At 58.6% G+C, this 14,488-nt stretch carries 12 protein-coding genes; 2 read left to right on the top strand and 10 right to left on the bottom strand.

The window, feature by feature from the left end:
- Positions 1-6 precede the first annotated feature (6 nt).
- The 6 genes from aroK to PKE98_RS23045 are packed head-to-tail and all read right to left on the bottom strand — an operon-like array spanning position 7 to position 5,505.
- A complete protein-coding gene (aroK, locus tag PKE98_RS23070; RefSeq protein ID WP_271197765.1) occupies positions 7-525 on the bottom strand; it encodes a shikimate kinase AroK in 519 nt (172 codons plus the stop codon).
- A 4-nt stretch (positions 526-529) separates the two neighbouring features.
- On the bottom strand, positions 530-2,620 hold the full coding sequence (locus PKE98_RS23065; protein ID WP_271197764.1) for a type IV pilus secretin PilQ: 2,091 nt from the start codon (positions 2,618-2,620) through the stop codon (positions 530-532).
- Between the two features lie 53 nt (positions 2,621-2,673).
- Positions 2,674-3,201, bottom strand: a complete 528-nt coding sequence (gene pilP, locus PKE98_RS23060) for a type 4a pilus biogenesis lipoprotein PilP (protein WP_271197763.1) — start codon at positions 3,199-3,201, stop codon at positions 2,674-2,676.
- A complete protein-coding gene (pilO, locus tag PKE98_RS23055) occupies positions 3,198-3,872 on the bottom strand; it encodes a type 4a pilus biogenesis protein PilO (RefSeq protein ID WP_271197762.1) in 675 nt (224 codons plus the stop codon). Before pilO ends, pilP begins: the two co-directional genes overlap by 4 nt.
- Positions 3,869-4,441 (bottom strand): PilN domain-containing protein, encoded by a 573-nt coding sequence (locus PKE98_RS23050; protein WP_271197761.1) that lies wholly within the window; start codon positions 4,439-4,441, stop codon positions 3,869-3,871. The genes pilO and PKE98_RS23050 overlap by 4 nt, the downstream gene beginning before the upstream one ends.
- Positions 4,441-5,505, bottom strand: coding sequence for a pilus assembly protein PilM (locus PKE98_RS23045; protein WP_271197760.1), 1,065 nt, complete (start codon positions 5,503-5,505; stop codon positions 4,441-4,443). Before PKE98_RS23045 ends, PKE98_RS23050 begins: the two co-directional genes overlap by 1 nt.
- A gap of 184 nt (positions 5,506-5,689) precedes the next feature.
- Between PKE98_RS23045 and PKE98_RS23040 the strand changes: the two genes are divergently transcribed.
- Complete coding sequence (locus PKE98_RS23040; RefSeq protein ID WP_373877906.1) at positions 5,690-8,119, top strand: penicillin-binding protein 1A; 2,430 nt, start codon at positions 5,690-5,692, stop codon at positions 8,117-8,119.
- Between the two features lie 111 nt (positions 8,120-8,230).
- Here the strand turns inward: PKE98_RS23040 and PKE98_RS23035 are convergent, their stop codons facing one another.
- The 4 genes from PKE98_RS23035 to rpmE all read right to left on the bottom strand — a co-directional run bounded on the left by PKE98_RS23035 (position 8,231) and on the right by rpmE (position 12,076).
- A complete protein-coding gene (locus tag PKE98_RS23035; protein ID WP_271197758.1) occupies positions 8,231-9,499 on the bottom strand; it encodes a malic enzyme-like NAD(P)-binding protein in 1,269 nt (422 codons plus the stop codon).
- Between the two features lie 101 nt (positions 9,500-9,600).
- Entirely contained in the window at positions 9,601-11,037 is a 1,437-nt protein-coding gene (locus tag PKE98_RS23030; protein ID WP_373877905.1) for a M48 family metalloprotease, read from the bottom strand.
- Positions 11,034-11,834 carry a thermonuclease family protein gene (locus tag PKE98_RS23025; protein WP_271197757.1) on the bottom strand — a complete coding sequence of 267 codons (801 nt, stop codon included), beginning with the start codon at positions 11,832-11,834 and terminating at the stop codon, positions 11,034-11,036. Before PKE98_RS23025 ends, PKE98_RS23030 begins: the two co-directional genes overlap by 4 nt.
- 26 nt (positions 11,835-11,860) lie before the next feature.
- Positions 11,861-12,076, bottom strand: a complete 216-nt coding sequence (gene rpmE, locus PKE98_RS23020; RefSeq protein ID WP_108096257.1) for a 50S ribosomal protein L31 — start codon at positions 12,074-12,076, stop codon at positions 11,861-11,863.
- A gap of 159 nt (positions 12,077-12,235) precedes the next feature.
- Between rpmE and PKE98_RS23015 the strand changes: the two genes are divergently transcribed.
- Positions 12,236-14,455, top strand: coding sequence for a primosomal protein N' (locus PKE98_RS23015; protein WP_271197756.1), 2,220 nt, complete (start codon positions 12,236-12,238; stop codon positions 14,453-14,455).
- Positions 14,456-14,488 lie beyond the last annotated feature (33 nt).

The raw sequence follows: 14,488 nt of genomic DNA, 5'->3' as shown, positions 1-14,488 counted from the left end.
TGCGCTTTAACGTGGATGAAGCGCCTCGAGGCGCTCCAGAATTTCCTGCACCACCATGCGCGGCGGACGCTCATCGGTTTCGATAATCACATCGGCGATTTCGCGGTACAGCGGGTCACGGATGCGCATCAGATCAGCCAGCACCTTGCCCGGATTGGCCGTGCGCAACAGCGGACGGTTGCGATCACGAGAGGTTCGGTCCAACTGCTGATCAACCGAGGTATGCAGGTACACCACGCGGCCACCGGCACGCAGCGCCGAGCGATTTTCCGGACGCAGCACCGCGCCGCCCCCGGTTGCAAGCACAACACCGTCGAGCTCACACAGCTCGCCGATAACGGCCTGCTCACGCTCACGGAAACCAGCCTCCCCTTCAACATCGAAGATCCAGGGAATATTGGCTCCGGTACGCTGCTCGATTTCCTTATCCGAGTCTTTGAATGACAGCCTTAACTCTTTTGCCAGTAACCTCCCGATGGTGCTTTTACCTGCCCCCATCGGGCCTACGAGAATCAAATTTCGCACAGATTTAGCGACTCACAGCGATTGCCGAGTTGTTCATGATACGCGGAGTCAGGAAAACCAGGAGTTCGTTTTTGCTGTCAGCCACCACGTCGCGACGGAACAGGCGACCGAGGTATGGCAGGTCACCCAGGAACGGCACCTTGTCGACCGACTTGGTCTGGGTGTTGGAGAACACACCACCGATCACGATGGTCTCGCCATCTGCCACCAGAACCTTGGCGTTGACTTCGTTTTTCTTGATCGGCGGAACACCGTTAAGGGCGTTAGCGAAGTCAGGCTCATCCTTGGTGACTTTCACCTCGATGATGATGCGGTTGTCGGGGGTGATCTGCGGCGTCACTTCCAGCGACAGCGATGCCTCTTTGAAGGAGGTGCTGGTGGCGCCACTCGAGCTGGCTTCCTGGTAAGGAATCTCGGAGCCCTTGAGGATCTTCGCGGTTTCTTTGTCCGAGGTAACAACCTTGGGCTGGGAAACTACTTCACCGTTACCGGTTTTTTCCATCGCAGTCAGTTCAAGGTCGAGAATCAGGTTATCGGTTACGAAACCGATGCCGATACCTGCGGTGCGGTTGGCCACACCCATATCCACGAATGGATAGTTGCCGGTGCTGTCTTCGCCGCTATCGCCGCTTTCGTCACCACTGTCGTCGTTACCGTAAACCACGCCATTGCCGAAGGTTTTGGTACCGCCCCAACGTACGCCGAGGCTCTTGTCGTAGTCGACGTTGGCTTCAACGATGCGGGCTTCGATCATTACCTGACGAACCGGGATGTCCAATTGGGTAATGATGCGACGCAGCTCGTCGATGCGCTCCTGGGTCAAGGTCACGATCAGGCTGTTGGTACGGTCATCAAAAATCACCGAGCCACGCATGTCGTCCTTCAGGGCGCCTTTCTTGCCTTCGGCTTCGTAGATTTTGGCAATGTCCGACGCTTTGGCGTAGTTCAATTGAATGATGTCTTTGCGCAGCGGCGCCAACTCGGCGACCTGTTTCTGCGACTCCAGCTCCTGACGCTCACGTGCAGCAATTTCGTCAGCTGGGGCAACCATCAGCACGTTGCCCACTTTGCGCTTGTCCAGGCCTTTGGTTTTCAGCACCAGGTCCAGTGCCTGATCCCATGGCACGTTTTGCAGGCGCAGGGTGATATTGCCTTGCACAGTGTCACTGGCAACCAGGTTGAGATCGGTAAAGTCTGCGATCAATTGCAGAACTGAACGCACATCGATGTCCTGGAAGTTCAGCGACAGTTTCTCACCGCTGTAGGCAAAACGGTCTTGCTTACGTTTTTCTGCGTCTTCCTGGGTCAGCGGTTTGACACTGATGGTCAGCTTGTTATCCGTCTGATAGGCCAGGTAGTCGTACATGCCGGTAGGCTCGACGGTGATGATCGCCTTGTCATCCTGCTCTACCGCGCTAACGAACTGCACCGGTGTTGCGAAGTCTTTTACATCCAGACGAACGCGCAGCGACTCGGGCAGATCAGTCTTGGCAAAGGCCAGACGAATTTTGCCGCCCTGCTCCTGAATATCCGGGTTCACCGAGGCATCGGAAAGCTGGATAACGACGTTACCTTCACCTTGCTCGCCGCGCTGGAAGTCAATATTGGAAATGCTCTTGTTGACCGGCGCGAAACTCTTCTTTACCGGCGCAGCAGAGGCCATTGGCGCGACTGGAGCCGCAACCGGAGCCGCAGCGGTGGAAGCACCCGAAACTGCCCCCTCACCGACAACCACGTAGAGATAGTTACCTTCGGCACGGGTACTGTATGGAACCAGGCTCGCCAGGTTGATGATCAGGCGGGTGCGGTCTTTGGCTTCAACCACCGTCACGCTACGGGCGTTGCCCACACCCAGTTCGCGATTCTTCGAACCGGTCTGGTTGCTGACGCCCGGCAGGTCCAGCGCGATGCGTGCCGGTTGCTCAATGGTGTAACCACGCGGGGCGGCGACAGGCTCGTCAAACGCCAATTTGAGCTCGACGCGATCACCCGGCAAGGCGGCTACATCAAGGTTTTTCAAGTTTGCGGCCAACAGGGTTGGCGACATAACCGCGACCAAAACAGATATGCAGATGCGCGAGAGCGAACTTTTCATACTCAGGTTCCGTTGTACCGACCGGTAATTGTTTGTCATTTTCCACCCCACCCTTAAGAGCGCTCTTTGAGAGAGAGGCTTCGCGGCCGCTCTAGCCAGCCACCTTCACCATCAGGAACAATCTCGACTACATCGATTTTCGCTTCACTGATAGCAATGATGCGTCCGTTATTGCGCCCCAGATAGTCGCCCACTTTCACGCGATGGACGCCCCCTGCACCATTAACCAAGGCAAACATGCCACCTTCGTTGGAGAGCGTACCGACCATCTGGAAGACTTCGATATTGAAGCCTTCCAAGAACTGTTTGATGCGTGTTTCGTCAGGCTTGATCTCTTTCGAGCCTTTCTGACGATTGACCAGGTCGATCTTGACTGGCGGCTGGAACGGGCTTCTGAGTGCAGCGGCGCTATAGGTAAAGGCTTCATATGGCTGAAACTTGGGCAAAGGCTCGATGGAGCCCTTTGGCTTGGCCCGAACGTCGCTCATGAAGGCCTGCAGGTCAGCGAAATCACCACTCGAATCACAACCGGCCAATGTCGCGAGCAACAAGGTGCCGAGAATCAGTTTGGAGGCTCTCATTTCTTGGCTCCCGGTTTTGCTTTAGCCGGCGCCTTACCCTTACCTGCTGGAGCCTGCTCCAACCCCTTGTCGTTGTAACGATAGGTTTTGGCCAGGATTGTCATGCGCAATTTGGTATTACTGTCTTCGACAGGCTTGATCGCAAAATCATGCAAAGTGACGATGCGCGGCAAACTCGCCACGCCGCTGACGAAAGTTGCCAGGTCGTGATAAGCGCCCACTACCGAAATCTGAATCGGCAGCTCGATATAGAACTGCTGAGTGGATTCTGGAAGCAATTTAATTTCTTCAAACTCCAGCCCGCTGCCCAGACCGGTGCGGGTGATATCTTCCAGCAAGCCAGGCACTTCCGTATCACTTGGGAGTTGCCGCAACAGCGCACCGAAAGAAACTTCCATTTCTTTCATCTGGTCTTTGTAGGCTTCCAGGTTGGCCGCTTGAAACGCCTTGGAAGAGAATTGTTTCTTTAGGGTTTCTTCCTGAGCGCGCTGGCTATCGAGCTGCGCCTGTAAGTCTTTGAGGTGGAAGTTGTATCCAAGGAACAACACCACGATCAACAGAATCAAACAGGCCAAGCCTTTAACGGCAGCAGGCCACGAACCGAGATTGTTCAGATCCAGATCCGAAAAATCTGTTTTGCGTAAATTCTCTAGAGAGTCAGCAAAGCTCATTTCTTGACCCCTTCTGCTTCAACCGATGGCTGGGTCTGCTGGACCGTCAGCTGGAATACGTTGGCTTGATCGACTTCGCCGGCAGTAACTGCTTTTACCGCAGTCAAGTTGGGCGCAGTGAGCCAGTCAGAAGCATCGAGGTTACGCATCAGGTTCGAAACACGGTTGTTCGATTCGGCGGCGCCTTCAATGGCAATTTTATTGCCCTTCATACTCAGCGACGTGAAATAAACGCCATCCGGCAAGGTGCGCGCGAGTTGATCAAACACTCGACCAATAATGGGCCGGTTACCCTGCAAGTCCTGAATAATCTTCATCCGCTCAAGCAATTGCTGGCGGCGGGTTTTCAACTCGCTGATTTCCTTGATTCGCGCATCCAGCACTGCAATTTCTTTTTTAATAAAATCGTTGCGCGCGTTCTGCTGGTCAATCGCCCCGCTCAAATATTGATCGCCTAGGAAAACAGCACCACCGGCCACAATCAGCACCCCGGCCAGGGTTACCAGAAACCGCTGTTTGCGCTCCTCGCGCAGCTGTTCGCGCCACGGCAGTAAGTTAATACGCGCCATTAGTCGAAACTCCTCATTGCCAGACCACAGGCAATCATCAAGGCAGGCGCGTCGCTAGCCAGCGCCCCCGCATTGACCTTGCCACTGAGCGCCATGTCGGCAAACGGATTGGCGACCAAGGTTTGCGTACCGATCTTCTGCTGGATCAGGCGATCCAGATCCGGGATCGAAGCCGTACCACCCGCCAGGAGGATGTAGTCGACATCGTTGTACTGGCCGGCTGCGAAAAAGAACTGCAGCGAGCGAGACACTTGCTGCACCACCGCTTCCTTGAACGGCTGCAACACTTCAGTCTCGTAGTCATCCGGAAGGCCACCTTGTTTCTTGGCCAGCCCAGCCTCTTCGACCGACAGGCCGTAACGGCGCTGAATCTCTTCCGTCAGCTGACGACCACCGAACAATTGCTCGCGGGTGTAGATGGTGCGGCCGTTGTGCAGCACGCTGAGGGTGGTCATGGTGGCGCCGATGTCGACAATTGCCACGGTCAACTCATCGTGACCACTGCCCAGTTGGGCAGCCAGTAGCCCATAAGCGCGCTCCAGTGCGTAGGCTTCGACATCGACCACTTTCGCGGTCATGCCGGCCAGCGCCAAGGCCGCTTCACGAACTTCGACGTTTTCCTTGCGGCAAGCGGCAAGCAATACATCCACACGCCCGGCGTTGCGCGCCGACTCACCCTGCACTTCGAAGTCGATGGCGACTTCTTCGAGCGGATAGGGAATGTACTGGTCGGCTTCGATTTTCAGCTGGTTTTCCAGATCGTCGTCTGAAAGCCCGGCTTCCATTTCGATGGTTTTGGTAATGACAGCGGAACCGGCCACAGCTACGGCTACAGTTTTGACGCCCGTCTTGGCTTTGGCCAATACGCGCGACAATGCCTGGCCTACACCTTCCAGTTCAGCAATGTTTTTCTCGACCACTGCATTGGGTGGGAGCGGCTCTACAGCATAAGCCTCTACTTTGTAGCGGCTTCCTGAGCGACTCAATTCGAGGAGCTTGACTGAGGTCGAACTGATATCGATCCCCAGCAGCGTATTCGCTTTCTTATTGAAGAGCCCTAGCACGACCGATTTCCTATTGGCATCCGCGACTTACGGACTATTTATGTTTTTTCACATTAAATAACAGTCTTGACATAAGCGCAAATGGCTACCTAGCAAAAAAAGCGCTTATAATGTGAACAGTTTTTCCCTTTCGACATCGCCCTACGCTTAACTCTTTCTTTTATCTGGAAATCCAAACATTTTGATGCGCCTGCTGAAGTTCTTCTGGTGGTCCTGCGTAGCCGTTTTTTGTGGACTGTTGCTCAGTCTCTCTGGCGCTTATCTGTACCTTAGCCCCGGTTTGCCATCCGTGGACTCGCTGCGCCGCATTCAGCTGCAGATCCCCCTGCGCATCTACAGCAGCGACGCCAAGCTGATTGCCGAATTCGGCGAGATGCGCCGCACGCCCATTCGCTTTGCAGACATTCCACCGAACTTCATCAAAGCCCTGCTTTCGGCCGAAGACGACAATTTTGCCAATCATTATGGCGTCGACCTCAGCAGCCTGATGCGCGCTGCCACGCAATTATTAAAAAGTGGCGGCCAAATCCAATCCGGCGGTAGCACCATCACCATGCAAGTGGCGAAGAACTTCTTCCTCACTAACGAACGCAGTTTCTCGCGCAAGATCAATGAAATACTGTTGGCATTACAAATTGAGCGCGAACTGAGCAAAGACGAAATTCTTGAGTTGTACGTCAACAAGATTTACCTCGGTAACCGTGCTTACGGTATCGAAGCGGCGGCGCAGGTTTATTACGGTAAACCCATGCACGATTTGAGCCTGGGCCAGATGGCGATGATCGCCGGCCTGCCAAAAGCACCGTCACGCTTCAACCCGCTGGTCAACCCGCAGCGCAGTAAAGAACGTCGCGACTGGATTCTGGGCCGCATGTACAAGCTGGGCAAAATCGACCAGGGCCAATACCAGACCGCCCTGGCCGAACCCATCGACGCCAGCTACCACGTCCCCACCCCCGAAGTGCAGGCGCCGTATATTGCCGAGATGGCCCGCGCCGAAATGGTGGGGCGTTATGGGAGCGAGGCGTATACAGAAGGTTTCCACGTTACTACCACGGTTCCGAGCAACCTTCAGGAAGCGGCCAACGAAGCGGTACGCAGCGGCCTGATCAGTTACGACCAACGTCATGGCTACCGCGGCCCGGAATCCCGTCTACCCGGTATGACCCGCGAAGCGTGGCAGGCCGAGCTGGCCAAACAGAAAACCCAGAACGGCATTGAACCGGCCTTCGTTACCCAGGTCCTGAAAAGCGGGATCATGGTGTTGACCCGTAGCGGCCAGGAAGAAACCGTGGCGTGGGACAGCATGAAATGGGCACGCCCCTTCCTGAACACCAATAGCCTCGGCCCCCGCCCGCAAAAGCCGGACGACGTGGTGCAAGTGGGCGACCTGATTCGCGTGCTGCGTCAGCCAGATGGCAACCTGGCGTTCAGCCAGATCCCGGCAGCACAAGGCGCACTGGTCTCGCTTGATCCAAAAAACGGCGCCATCCGCGCCCTGGTCGGCGGCTTCTCGTTCGAGCAGAGCAACTACAACCGCGCCACCCAGGCCAAGCGCCAACCGGGCTCGAGCTTCAAACCTTTCATCTATAGCGCGGCACTGGACAAGGGCTATACCGCCGCCACCCTGGTCAACGACGCACCGATTGTTTTCGCTGACGACAACCTCGATCAGGTCTGGCGCCCGAAGAACGATACCAACACGTTCCTTGGCCCGATCCGTTTGCGCGAAGCCTTGTACAAGTCCCGCAACCTGGTTTCGATCCGCCTGTTACAGGCCATCGGCATCGACTACGCCCTGGACTATGTCAGCCGCTTTGGTTTCAACAAGCAGGACTTGCCGCGAAACCTTTCGATGGCTCTTGGTACGGCTAACCTCGCGCCGGTGGAAATCGCCGGCGGCTGGAGCACCTTTGCCAACGGCGGCTACAAGATTCAGCCCTATCTGATCCAGAGCATCCACAGCCGCAACGGCGATCCGCTGTATATCGCCAACCCGCCGAGCGCACCGGGTGAAAATGACGATCAACCGGCCACTGTGGTCGACCCTGCGGCCCTCGCCGAAAACATTCCCGCACCGGCCAGCACAGTGCCGACTCCAGCGGTTGCCGAGCGCATTGTCGACGCACGCACCACGTACATCCTCACCAGCATGCTGCAGGACGTTATCAAACGCGGCACCGGTCGCCGTGCCCTGGCCATGGGCCGAGGCGACATCGCAGGCAAGACCGGTACTACCAACGAGTCGAAAGACAGCTGGTTTTCCGGCTTCAACGCCGACTACATGACTACCGTGTGGACCGGGTTTGACCAGCCGGAAAGCCTGGGTAGCCACGAGTTCGGCGGCACTGTCGCACTGCCGATCTGGATGAGCTACATGAGCGCAGCGCTCAAAGACAAACCCGAACATATGCTGCCCGAACCACCTGGCCTGCTGACCCTGCGTATCGACCCCGTCAGCGGCCGCGCCGCTTCGCCAGGCACGCCGAACGCGTACTTCGAAGTGTTCAAGAACGAAGACTCACCGCCACCCATGAACGAACTGGACCCAGGCACCAGCGCCCCGGGCAGTCCGTTACCGGCGGATGACGCCGCACCAATCGACTTGTTCTGATCAACTTCTGAACCGTAAGGCGAATATCGCCAGCGGCGATATCCGCCCTACGCACCCAAATCGAAGCCAATAAAAAGCCCCGCATCTGCGGGGCTTTTTTATCTACTGGACTTAGCCGTTGAACACATCTTCAACGGAGGTCAGCGGATAGTGCTTCGGATACGGCAGCGTTGCCACACCGCTTTCAATCGCCGCCTTGGCAACGGCATCAGCCACCACGGTGATCAGACGTACATCCATCGGTTTCGGAATGATGTACTCGCGACCGAACGACAGCGGCGCGCCACCATAGGCATCACATACTTCCTTGGGCACCGGCAGTTTGGCCAGCTCACGCAGGGCCACAGCAGCGGCAATCTTCATTTCCTCATTAATACGGGTAGCGCGAACATCCAGCGCACCGCGGAAAATGAAGGGGAAGCCAAGCACGTTGTTGACCTGGTTGGGGTAGTCCGAACGGCCGGTGGCCATGATCACGTCGCTGCGGGTGGCATGCGCCAGTTCCGGGGAGATTTCCGGGTCCGGGTTGGAGCAGGCGAACACGATCGGGTTCGGCGCCATACGCAGCAGGTTTTCCGGGCTCAACAGGTTGGCACCCGACAGACCGACAAACACGTCAGCACCGTCCAGCGCGTCCGACAGCGTGCGCTTGTCGGTTTCGTGGGCGAATACGGCTTTGTATTGGTTCAAATCGGTGCGACCGGAATGAATCACGCCGCTGCGGTCGATCATGAAGATGTTCTCGATCTTCGCGCCCATGCTTACCAGCAACTTCATGCAGGAAATGGCAGCAGCGCCAGCGCCCAGGCAGACGATCTTGGCGTCCGCGAGGTTTTTGCCAACGATTTCAAGCGCGTTGAGCATGCCGGCGGCGGTCACGATGGCGGTGCCGTGCTGGTCATCGTGGAACACCGGAATGTCGCACTGCTCGATCAGCGCGCGCTCGATCTCAAAGCACTCAGGCGCCTTGATGTCTTCCAGGTTGATGCCACCGAAGGTGATGGAGATGCGTTTTACGGTGTCGATAAAGGCTTGCGGGCTTTCGGAGTCGACTTCGATGTCGAACACATCGATACCAGCGAAACGCTTGAACAGTACGCCTTTGCCTTCCATTACCGGCTTGGATGCCAGTGGACCCAGATCACCCAGACCGAGAATGGCGGTACCGTCGGAAATCACTGCAACCAGGTTGCCTTTGCCAGTGTATTTGTACGCCAGCTCAGGGTCACGGGCGATTTCACGCACCGGCTCGGCCACGCCCGGGCTATAGGCCAGGGACAGATCACGGGCGGTGGAAGTAGGCTTGGTCAGCTCGACGCTCAGCTTCCCCGGACGAGGATTGGCGTGATAGTCCAGAGCGGCAGTTTTCAAATCAGACATGGTGGCATTTCCGCTTTTTTATGCTGTTAAACAGACAGGCAGCGAGGATACGCAAGATGCCCAACGCGAACAAGACTGGTCAGTCAGGTCTGTCAAGGGCTCTAACGTACGACTTTAAGCCAATCCCCGGGACGGGGCTCGCCACTTGGATATAGATGATTGAGTAGGCGCAGACGGGACTCGGCGTCACCGGGCAGCGTACTGCCCTGGGCTAGCTTGGTCATGGTTTGCGCGCTTGTGGCACGCACCAGTTGCAGCCGGAGAGGTTGCGCTAGCTTACGCTCCTCCGCCCTCAGAGGTCGAAAACTATTGATCACTTTAAGGAAATTTTCGTCTTCGGTTTCCAGCGACGCCGGCGCCTTCACGCTGGCGATAAACACATAAGACGAGTTGTCTTTGTAGATTACCGCCACGCGCTTGGCGGGCCGCCCGGGAATGACCGCCGTATAGCCCTGCAACCCGGCTTGCGAAAGCTCACGCTCATCGGCCAGCTTGCCCGAGACCCTGGAGCGGACAAATTGCTGCGGGGTCTGCCCGGCTTTCACTTTCTCCAATACCAGGGCGACAAAAGCATTCTGATCAGCCGTATGGGCGATCACTGCATTCGGGCGATTGAGCAGCTCCCAGCCCGGCGGGGCGCTAAAAGTGAAATCCAGTTCGGCATGGTAGAACTGTTGGCCGCGGCGAATGCCCGTGGACTCGGAATCGCCATAGGGCAGCCCGTTGAGGTGCTGCATAAATACGTCGCGGTTCACCTCTTGCTGGCCGGTCGCCAAGGCACGCGCGGGCCCCACCACCTCTTGCAGACGTCGGTCATTGCCGGGATGGGTATCGAATACACCGTGGTAGCTGGAGGTGGGTTCGGGTTTGCCGGCCTTTTTCGCTTCATCGCGAGCAAAGTCGTCCTGGTTTTTCAGCACCTCGACTACCTGGATCATGGCCTGCGGGTCATAGCCGGCGCGCGCCAGGTACTGGGCGCCCAGGCCGTCGGCCTGCAACTCCATGTCACGCCCGTAGCCTCGCACAAAGGCCGAGCCGAGCGCACCGGTGATATCCCCCGCCGCACCGACACCCGTGCCAATGGCCACCGCCTGACCCAGGATGCCCCAGGCCTGCGACTGGCTTTGCTGCTGCACGCTATGGCGGGCGGTGACATGCCCCACTTCATGACCAAGCACGGCAGCAAGCTCGGCCTCGGAACTCAGATAGGCCAGCAAGCCACGGTGGATATAGATGTAGCCGCCCGGCAGCGCGAAGGCGTTGATATCCGGGCTATCGATAACGGTGAAGTGGTAGGTCAGGTTGGTGCGATGACTGTGGCTGGCCACCCGTTCACCCACTTGCTGCACATAGGCCTGCAGCTTTTCATCGGGATAGCGCGGGTACTCCTTGGCAATTTCCTGGCTGTATTTACGCCCCAGCTCCAGCTCCTGGCTTTCGCTCATCATCACGAAATTGCGCTCGCCGGTGGCCGGGTTCTGCGCGCAGCCTTGCAGGAGCATCAGCGCGATCAACGCGCCCAACAGACGCCGCATCATGGACGCACCTCCAGCATGGCCGGGTGGGTCAGTGGCAGCATCCAGCGCGCTTGCCCGGCCTGCGGCTTGCCGCTTCGCGCGCGGTCAATTACCCAGCCACGCGCTTCGACAGAGCGCCCACGCAAGGCGCGCAGCGCTTTGGGGTCAAATGCCGGCAACGCCTTGTTCGCCACCTGCAGCACCAGCGGCCCGTCCAATTGCAACCAGAGCCCGCCGCGATTCTGTTCCACCTTAATGACCCGTCCCTGAACCAATGCAAAGCCACTGTCGTTGAGTTTCGCCGCCGTCAGTATCGGCGCATCTCGCCACACACCCTCTCTGGCCGCTCGAGCAGTGCGTTCGGCCGCCTGCTGGCATTCCAACAGCGCCACATTCGGCGCGATAGCCACCTGAAAACCCAGCCCTTCTGCCAGCAACCGGGCTTCAAGGTTGTGCCCTTGATCATCATAGACATGCGCCAGCGTTCGGCCGTAATGATCCTTCGCTTGCTGGCCCACCTGCACGGCTACGCGCCCCGAGCTGGCGGCAACCAATGCCTGTAAACGGCGCTTGGCTTGCTCAGCGAATGGCTGAGCCGGCCGCCCCTTGTGCGCCACTTCCGGCGTATTGATACCGATAAGGCGCACGCTGCGACCGTCAGCCAGACGCAAGGTATCCCCATCCACCACCTGTTTTACAGCCACCACAGGCAGCCCGACCGGCGCTGGGCACAATGCCCACGCCGGCCCGAAGCAAATCGCAGAAACGAAAAAGGCGCCCACAAGGGACGCCTTTTTCATCAGCACCGAAAAGCCCATCAGGCCTCCCGAAGCAACAAAGCCAATTAGGCCTTGGAGCCGAACACACCGAAACGCTGCTTGAAGCGATCAACACGGCCGCCAACGTCCAGCACTTTCTGCTTGCCGGTGTAGAACGGGTGGCACTCGTTGCAAACGTCCAGGCTCAGAGGCTTGGCCAGGGTGGAGCGAGTCTGGATCACGTTACCGCAGCTGCAGGTAGCGGTTACGGCTTCGTATACTGGATGGATATCAGCTTTCATGGTGTATTCCTCAGGGCTATCGCGCCGCCACCCAACACTATTGTCGAGTACCGCACGGAATTAGGCCGCGCATCTTACCAGAGAACGCCAAGCACGCAAGACCGATCGTCAGGCGCTTGCATGCTAAGATCGCGCCTCGTTTTCCAGGACATATACCGCGTGCCCGCCGCCATTTTGCGCCTCGCCCTGCCCTCTCCGCTGCGCCGCCTGTTCGACTATCTGGCCCCCCAAGGCGTGCCGGCCAGTACCTTGCAGCCGGGCATGCGCCTGCGCGTGCCGTTTGGCAAACGCGAGATCATCGGCATTCTGGTGGAAGTCAGCGAAACCAGTGACGTGCCGCTGGAAAAGCTAAAGCCGGCCATCGCCCTGCTCGATACGCAATCCCCCGTGCCGCCCGCCTTCTTCAAGCTGTGCCTGTGGACTGCCCAGTATTACCAGCACAGCCTCGGCGACACCTTCAGTTGGGCACTGCCCAATCTGCTACGTCAGGGCGAGCCGGCTGAAGCGCGCCAGGAGCGCTACTGGCACGTTGCTCAAGGCGCCTCCCTCGACGACCCACGCCTGGCCCGCGCCCCGCGCCAGCGCGATGCCTTGAAGACCATCGCGCAACACCCCCACGGTGTTGCTCACCGCCTGCTCAGCCAGTTGCAATTGAATAAAGACAGCCTCGACCTGCTGCGCGAAAAAGGCCTGGTCACCATCGAAGCCCGTCGCCATGCGGCAATCGAGCGGCACGGCAATTGGCTGGCACAGCCGGAACTGCCGCTTAACGAGGAACAACGCGCGGCGACCGAAGCCATCCGCAGTGGCCTGGATACCTTCAACGCCTTTTTATTGGCCGGCGTGACCGGCAGCGGCAAAACCGAAGTGTATTTGCAACTGATCCGCGAAACCCTGGAGGCCGGAAAACAAGCCCTGGTGCTGATCCCCGAAATCAACCTGGGCCCGCAGACACTGGCGCGTTTCGAACGTCGCTTTAACGCGCGCATCGCCCTGCTGCACTCGGCGGTCAACGATCGCGAACGCCTGGACGCCTGGCTCGCCGCGCGCGACGGCGAAGCCGACATCATTATCGGCACCCGCTCGGCCCTGTTCACGCCAATGAAAAACCCCGGCCTGATCATCATCGACGAAGAACACGACGCGTCCTATAAACAGCAGGAAGGCCTGCGCTACCACGCCCGTGACCTGGCACTGGTGCGCGCGCGGCAGGAGAACATCCCCATCGTGCTCGGCTCGGCCACGCCGTCGCTGGAAAGCCTGCAAAACGCCCATTCCGGCCGTTACGGCCTGCTGCGCCTGACCCAACGGGCCGGTGGCGCTCAGCAGCCCCGTTTTCTGCGCCTGGATATCAAGAGTCGACCACTGGACAGCGGCATCTCCGGCCCCATGCAGCAAGCCATCGGTCAAACGTTGGCGGCCGGCCAGCAAGTCTTGGTGTTCCTCAACCGCCGCGGTTTTGCGCCGACGCTGCTGTGCCACGACTGCGGCTGGCTGTCCGAATGCCCGCGCTGCGATGCGCGCATGACTGTTCACCAACGCTCACGGGAATTGCGCTGCCACCACTGCGGCCATGCCGAACGCCAGCCGAGCAATTGCCCCAAATGCGCCCAGGTAGACCTGCGCCCGGTCGGCGCCGGCACCGAGCGCGCCGAAGACCGTTTGGCCACTTTGTTCCCGGATGTGCCGGTGCTCCGCGTCGACCGCGAGAGCACCTCGCGCAAAGACGCCATGCAGAATCTGTTTACGACTATCAATAAGGGTGAGCCGTGCATCCTCATTGGCACGCAGATGCTAGCTAAAGGTCACCACTTTCCGCGCGTTACGTTAGTGTCGATCCTGGATGCCGACGGCGGCCTGTTTTCCGCCGACTTCCGCGCCAGCGAGCGCATGGCCCAATTGATCGTGCAAGTCGCTGGCCGCGCAGGGCGTGCCGAAGAACCGGGCAGAGTGATCATCCAGACACACCTGGCCGACCACCCGCTACTGGTGCAACTCACCGAGCAAGGCTATTTCGCGTTTGCCGAGCAGGCGTTGAGCGAACGCCGCGCTGCCGGCCTTCCGCCCTTCTGCCATCTGGCGCTACTGCGCGCCGAAGCGCATAAGCCGGGGCAGGCAGAAGGCTTCCTGGATCAAGCCTGTACCGAAGCTGAACACCTGCTGAGCGAACTGCGCCTCAGCGGCATTGAACTACTGGGCCCAGTGCCGGCTCCCATGGAACGCCGAGCCGGCCGCTACCGCGCGCAACTGCTGGTACAGGCCAATGCCCGGGCGCCGCTGCACAAGCTGCTCAGTTACTGGCTGACGGCGCTGGAAAAAATGCCCGCCGGCCGCGCGGTGCGCTGGTCGCTGGATGTCGACCCGATCGACCTCTTCTAGGCGGCGCGGTTGGCAATAGCGCCATGGCCACGG

It is taken from the genome of Pseudomonas turukhanskensis, from assembly GCF_027922365.1.
Taxonomy (GTDB): Bacteria; Pseudomonadota; Gammaproteobacteria; order Pseudomonadales; family Pseudomonadaceae; genus Aquipseudomonas; species Aquipseudomonas turukhanskensis.
This window is presented reverse-complemented; position numbering and strand designations above follow the sequence as displayed.

Coding starts and splice junctions, on each gene's coding strand:
- PKE98_RS23065 (WP_271197764.1), bottom strand. CDS start 2,620: ATGAAAAGTTCGCTCTCGCGCATCTGCATATCTGTTTTGGTCGCGGTT.
- pilP (WP_271197763.1), bottom strand. CDS start 3,201: ATGAGAGCCTCCAAACTGATTCTCGGCACCTTGTTGCTCGCGACATTG.
- pilO (WP_271197762.1), bottom strand. CDS start 3,872: ATGAGCTTTGCTGACTCTCTAGAGAATTTACGCAAAACAGATTTTTCG.
- PKE98_RS23050 (WP_271197761.1), bottom strand. CDS start 4,441: ATGGCGCGTATTAACTTACTGCCGTGGCGCGAACAGCTGCGCGAGGAG.
- PKE98_RS23040 (WP_373877906.1), top strand. CDS start 5,690: ATGCGCCTGCTGAAGTTCTTCTGGTGGTCCTGCGTAGCCGTTTTTTGT.
- PKE98_RS23035 (WP_271197758.1), bottom strand. CDS start 9,499: ATGTCTGATTTGAAAACTGCCGCTCTGGACTATCACGCCAATCCTCGT.
- PKE98_RS23030 (WP_373877905.1), bottom strand. CDS start 11,037: ATGATGCGGCGTCTGTTGGGCGCGTTGATCGCGCTGATGCTCCTGCAA.
- PKE98_RS23025 (WP_271197757.1), bottom strand. CDS start 11,834: ATGGGCTTTTCGGTGCTGATGAAAAAGGCGTCCCTTGTGGGCGCCTTT.
- rpmE (WP_108096257.1), bottom strand. CDS start 12,076: ATGAAAGCTGATATCCATCCAGTATACGAAGCCGTAACCGCTACCTGC.